The organism is Lapillicoccus sp. (genome assembly GCF_046595215.1).
Taxonomy (GTDB): Bacteria; Actinomycetota; Actinomycetes; order Actinomycetales; family Dermatophilaceae; genus Lapillicoccus.
Genome location: NZ_JBKJPP010000094.1, coordinates 1 through 5,469 on the forward strand (window position 1 = coordinate 1; position 5,469 = coordinate 5,469).

Here is a 5,469-nt window from a genome sequence, read left to right on the forward strand (position 1 = left end):
GCAGCCCGGTGATCGAGTAGGTGCTCAGGGACGCCTTGACGAGCTCGACGGCGGGGAAGACCACGACGCCGGCGATCAGCGCCAGGGCCGGCCCCAGCCAGAGCAGCGCCGTCCCGAGCGAGGTCCGGTCGGTGCTGCGCCTGGGGCCGCGCCGCAACCGGCCACGGGGGCCCTCGAGGGGTGCCCCTTCGATGCCCTGGGGCCTGGCAGTCACCGTGTCGTCGGTGACTGCCAGGCCGGGCACGTGCTGGGCCACCTGCTCAGCCGGCGTTCTCGGCGGTCTTCTGCAGGGCGTCCAAGGTCGCCTTGGGGTCGCCGGCGATGCCTGCACCCAGGTTCTGCTGCACGTCCAGCTTCACCTTGTCCCAGGTGGGGTCGTCGGTGGGCGTCAGGTGCGCGTTGGGCAGGGTGTCGAGGTAGACCTTGAGCTTGGGGTCGGACGCGAACACCGCCAGGCCGCTCTTGGTGACGGGCAGGAAGCCCTCGGCCTTGATGAACTCGTTGACCTGGTCCTTCTGGTAGTACAGGTCGTAGAACGCCTTGACGGCATCCTGGTTGCCCGGCTTCTTGAAGCCCATGAGGTAGTCGGTCACGCCGAAGGTCTGAGGCTCACCGCCGGCGTTGCTGGGCATCGGGGCGACGCCGTAGTTGACCTTCTTGTCCTTGTCGAGCGCGCCCGCGAGGGGGGAGAAGCCCACGACCATCCCCGCCTTGCCGGACTTGAAGAGGTCGAACGCCTGGGCGCGGTTGGTCTTGCCGGGGTTGTTCTGCGTGACCTTCTGCTGGGTGGCCAAGTTCTTCAGGAAGGTCAGCGTCTTGACGTTCTCCGCCGAGTTGATGCTCCACGTGCCGTTCTTCTTCCAGTCCCCACCGTTGTTGAAGGTCCAGATCGAGAACTCGCCCTGGGCCTCCTCCGGTCCGAGCGGCATGGCGTAGCCGATGTCCCCGTCGCCCAGTGCCTGGACCTTCTGGGCAGCGCTGACGAACTCGTCCCACGTCTTCGGCGCTGCGGCGATGCCTGCCTTGGCGAACAGGTCCTTGTTGTAGAAGAGCGCCCGGGCCGAGGACAGGTCCGGCATGCCATACATCTTGTCCTGGTAGGAGCCGCTCTTGACGAAGGCATCGAGCAGGTCGCTCTTGACGGCCGGCGAGAGGACCTCGTCCGCGCTGTAGAGCAGCTTGTCCTTCGCGTATGAGGCGTAGATGTTGAGGTTGAGGATGTCCGGGGCGTTGTTGTTCTGGATCATGGTGCTGCTGGTCTGGTCGATGGAGTCCCAGCTGACGACCTGGACCTCGAGGGTGGTGCCGGTCTTGGCCTTGTACTTCTCGGCGAACTGCTTCCAGAAGGTCGCCGTCCCCTTGGAGTACTCCGCCGCGACGAGCTTGATCGAGGCCACCTTGGCGGTCTCGCCTCCTGCGCCACCTCCGGCGGCGGTGCCTGCTCCGCTGCCGCCGCTGCACCCGGACAGGGCCAACGCTGCGGTGCTGACGCCGGCTATCAGTAGACCGATCTTTGTTGCCATGGTTCCTCCTGGAGAACACGTGAAGCGGGGTCGACCTCCCCACCCTTAGTAAAGATGATATCTTTATATACTATGGACAGGCAGGTGACAAGGACTGGTGCCGTGATCCGAGACGATGCCCAGGGCCCGCCGGCGCTGTGGCGGCAGACCACGTCCTCGGTACTCAGTGCGGTCCGCCGCACCGCACCGCAGCCGCAGCGGATCGCCGAGCTCGTCAGGGCGACTGGACTGACCCGTCCGACGGTGGCGCAGGCAGTTGAGGACCTGATGGGCGAGGGGCTGATCGTGGTCGAGGCCCCAGCGGGACAGGGCCGGATCGGCCGGCCGGCCGTGCGGGTGCGCCTCGACGGTCTGGCGGCACCCGTTCTCGGGATCGACGTGGGCGTTCACTCCGTCGCGGCCTCGGTCGCGGACCTCACGGGGGAACGCCTGTCGTTGCGGCGCCTCGCCGTGGCCGGTGCAGGCAGCGAGGCCATGGTGGCTGCGCTCGACACGGTCATCGCCGAGGCCCTGAGCGAAGCCGGGATCGCGCGGACAGCACTGGCGTCCGTGGCCGCCGGGTGCCCCGGGATCGTGGACGCGGAGGTCGGGCGGATCACCTTGAGGACCGACGAGGGCCAGTGGTCCTCCTTCGATCTTCTGCGCTATCTGCGGCGGGCGTGCTTCTGCCCCATCCGACTCGAGAACAACGCGAACCTCGTGGCCAGCGCCGTGTTCGCGGCGCGAGCGGACGCACCCCACACACTTCTTGCCGTCCAGTGGGGCGAACGACTCGGGGCCGGCATCGTCATCGAGGGGCGCCTCCACCGCGGCGCGACACTCGCCGCGGGCGAGATCGGCTTCATCAGGCCGGAAGGCTCGCCGCCCCGCCTGGGGATGACCGAGGACGGACCCCTCGAGTCGGCCATCGGCTCCGGCGGCATCGTGAGGCGAGCCCGCGTCGCAGCGGCGGCCGACCCGACCTCCACCCTCGGTGCCCTGCTGGGGCAGAGCAGCACCCCGGCAGACGCGGCCAAGGTGTTCGAGGCGGCCGCCAACGGGGACGCCGCGGCCGTCGCGGTCGTCGACGACGTCGCGAGGCTGTTCTCGGCCGCCGTCGCGCCCATCGTGCTCGCCCTCGACCCGGACGCCCTGGTGATCGGCGGGGGCGTCGCCCGCGCCGGCGGGCTGCTCACCGAGGCGATCCAGCGCCACCTGAGCGGTCTCACGCTGCACCCTCCCACCGTCGAGCTGTCTCCCCTGGCGCAGGACGCGGTCATCGCCGGCGCCATCCTCAGTGCCCTGGACGACGTGTGGCAGCGACTGCTCTCCCGCAGCGAACCCGGTTGAACACCACCCGAACAGTCGTCAGGTGTCCCGCCCGGCGGCTCTCCCGCCCGGTCCGGTGGACGACATGATGGGGGGTGTGGACAGCAACGGCACGATGCTCCTGCGCGGGCGGGTCGTCACCCGAGACGGTGTGCTCGAGGACGGCGTGGTGCTTGTCGTCGGCGACCGGATCCGTTTCGTCGGCCACGCGGCTGACCTTCCCCCGGAGGACGTGGGCGCCCCGGTGCCGCCCGGATGGGAGCGCGGCGCAACGCTGCTGCCCGGGTTGGTCGACGGGCACTGTCATGGCGGTGCGGGCGGCGAGTTCGGCCCGAGCGCCGAGGGCGCCCACCTGGCGGTCAGCCACCACCACCGCAGCGGCACGACGTCGCTGCTGGGCAGCCTGGTGTCCGCCGCCCCCGATGTGCTGTTTGCCGGCGTGTCGACCTGCGCCGCCCTCGTCGCGACCGGGGCACTGGCCGGCATCCACCTCGAGGGACCCTTCCTCTCCATGGCGCGGCGCGGCGCGCAGAACCCCGCTGCGCTCACCGATGTCGACGAGTCCCTCGTCGAGGCACTCGTGCAGGCAGCCACTGACGCCGGCGTGTCCACGGCAGTGACCCAGATGACCTACGCGCCCGAACGCCCCGGGGGCGACCGGCTGCCGACGCTGCTCTCCCGGCTCGGGATCATCCCCGCGCTGGGGCACACCGACGCCGACGTCGACACGGCGTGGGCCTCCCTGCGGCAGGCCCGCGAGGTTGCCCCGCGAGGCGGTAGACCCCTGGTCACCCACGTCTTCAACGGTATGCCGTCCCTGCACCACCGCGCCCCGGGGCCGGTTGCCGCCGCCCTGGCGCAGGCAGCGCAGGGCGACGCCGTGCTCGAGGTCATCGGGGACGGTGTGCACCTCGCTCCCGGCACTGTGCGGATGCTGTTCGACGTCGTCGGCCCGCACAACCTCATGCTCGTCACCGACTCCATGGCCGCCTCCGGGATGCCCGACGGCAGATACACCCTCGGCGGCCAGGACGTCCTCGTCGCCGGACGCGCGGCACGCCTGGCCGAGGGTGGGTCCATCGCGGGCGGAGTCGCCACGCTCCTCGACGTCGTGCGGTGGTGCGTCACGCAGGCCGGTGTCTGCCTGCACGACGCGGTGACCTCGGCCTCTCTCACTCCCGCAACGGCTTTGGCTCTGAGCGATGTCGGGGCGCTCGTGGCCGGACGTCGCGCAGACGTTCTCGTCGTGGATGATCGGCTCCATCTCCGGAGGGTGCTCCGGCGCGGGGAGTGGCTGCCGATGGCTTCCCCGCCGGCGACGGGGCCACCTGACGTCGATCGCTACCGGGCCACCTGACGTCGACTGCTACCGGGTCCCCCACGCTGCTACGTGGGTGCAGATCGTCGTGGGGCCGGTGACGACAACCAGCGGTTGCCAGCACCGGATCGGGCGTCGCACCCTTGAGTGGGCGCGGCGCGCCCCTCTCTCACCGACGGGCGACCTGACGGGCGACTGACGCAGCGCCCAGGAGCGCGCCCCACTCCCGGGCCCGCGCCAGCTCGCCGGGCAGCAACGGCCCGGGCGTCCCGTTGACCAGGAACGACGTCGGCGCCCCGGTGGAGCGCAGGCCCAGACGGCGCAGGGCGGTGTCCGCCTTGACCGCTGCAGACCCGGGGATCCAGTGGTGCTTGGTGCGTGTGTCGAACGTGGCGAACGTCGTCCGCGCGGAGTCCACCACGAGCTCGGTGATCCACTCCCGGATGCCGATGCGCGCGGAGATCACTGAGGTTGTCGCCGTGGTCTGCGCGGTGTGCCGCGTCTGGGCTGACGAGAGCCCCAACGCGTGGGTCGGGCCACCGACCACCAGCAGGATGGTCTCGTCGCCGACCTGGGGGGATGCTCCGCCCACCTCGACCAGGTCGGTCTCGAGATGGTCAGAGATCCCGTCGCGGATCGCCTTCGCGATCGACGCGGTGTTGCCGAACATGGACTCGTAGACGACCAGTGCACGCATGATGACCTCACTTCTCAGCCCCCGGACGGGGCATCGGACTCGAGATCAGACGGGCGACGACCTCGACCTACGACCACCATGTCGCGGGAGCCCGCCGACGGGCAGGGCCGAAGGTCCCGAAGAGAGCCTGCAGGTCACGTGCTGGCGACCTGCAGGCTGATCCGGCCCCGGTTGGGACAACCGTGCGTCACCACCGGCGCGTGGTCACCCCAACCGGGTGTCTGTGGAGGTCAGCTCACGAAGTCATCGGACGATCAGCGTGCCACTCATGTCGGAGTGGAAGTCGCAGACCAGCGCATACTTCCCGGCGGTGGCGGGGGCGGTCAACATGGCCGTCCCACCGCGCCCGGCAACCTTGACGTCGAAGCCGCCCGCCTTGGATGTGATCGTGTGGACTTCGCTGTCAGCGTTCGTGATCATGATCATCGCGCCGGGCGCAACCGTGGCGGGCACGGTGAACATGAAGTCCTTGATGGTGACTGCCGCCACCGCCGACGCGCCGCCGGACGTCGCCGTTGGCTTCGCCGGGCCTGGCGTCGCGGAGGTGGCCGCAGGGGACGGCGCCTCGGTCGACGTGGGCGAGCTGGACGTGGCCGAGCTGGACGTGGCCGAGCTGGACGTGG

The 5,469-nt window shown here is 70.1% G+C and carries 5 protein-coding genes and 1 pseudogene; 2 read left to right on the plus strand and 4 right to left on the minus strand.

Annotation, left to right across the window (positions count from 1 at the left end):
- Positions 1-256, minus strand: a pseudogene (locus ACLL9L_RS07685) (hypothetical protein); the annotation flags it as partial.
- Between the two features lie 4 nt (positions 257-260).
- The gene (locus ACLL9L_RS07690; RefSeq protein WP_411284057.1) at positions 261-1,523 is read right to left on the minus strand and encodes an extracellular solute-binding protein; all 1,263 of its coding nucleotides are present in this window, start codon (positions 1,521-1,523) and stop codon (positions 261-263) included.
- 102 nt (positions 1,524-1,625) lie between these two features.
- Between ACLL9L_RS07690 and ACLL9L_RS07695 the strand changes: the two genes are divergently transcribed.
- On the plus strand, positions 1,626-2,852 hold the full coding sequence (locus ACLL9L_RS07695) for an ROK family protein (protein WP_411284058.1): 1,227 nt from the start codon (positions 1,626-1,628) through the stop codon (positions 2,850-2,852).
- 76 nt (positions 2,853-2,928) lie between these two features.
- Complete coding sequence (locus ACLL9L_RS07700; RefSeq protein ID WP_411284059.1) at positions 2,929-4,188, plus strand: N-acetylglucosamine-6-phosphate deacetylase; 1,260 nt, start codon at positions 2,929-2,931, stop codon at positions 4,186-4,188.
- Positions 4,189-4,318: 130 nt separating this feature from the next.
- Here the strand turns inward: ACLL9L_RS07700 and ACLL9L_RS07705 are convergent, their stop codons facing one another.
- Complete coding sequence (locus ACLL9L_RS07705; protein ID WP_411284060.1) at positions 4,319-4,846, minus strand: flavodoxin family protein; 528 nt, start codon at positions 4,844-4,846, stop codon at positions 4,319-4,321.
- A gap of 243 nt (positions 4,847-5,089) precedes the next feature.
- Positions 5,090-5,308 (minus strand): cupredoxin domain-containing protein, encoded by a 219-nt coding sequence (locus ACLL9L_RS07710; protein WP_411284061.1) that lies wholly within the window; start codon positions 5,306-5,308, stop codon positions 5,090-5,092.
- Between the last annotated feature and the right edge of the window lie 161 nt (positions 5,309-5,469).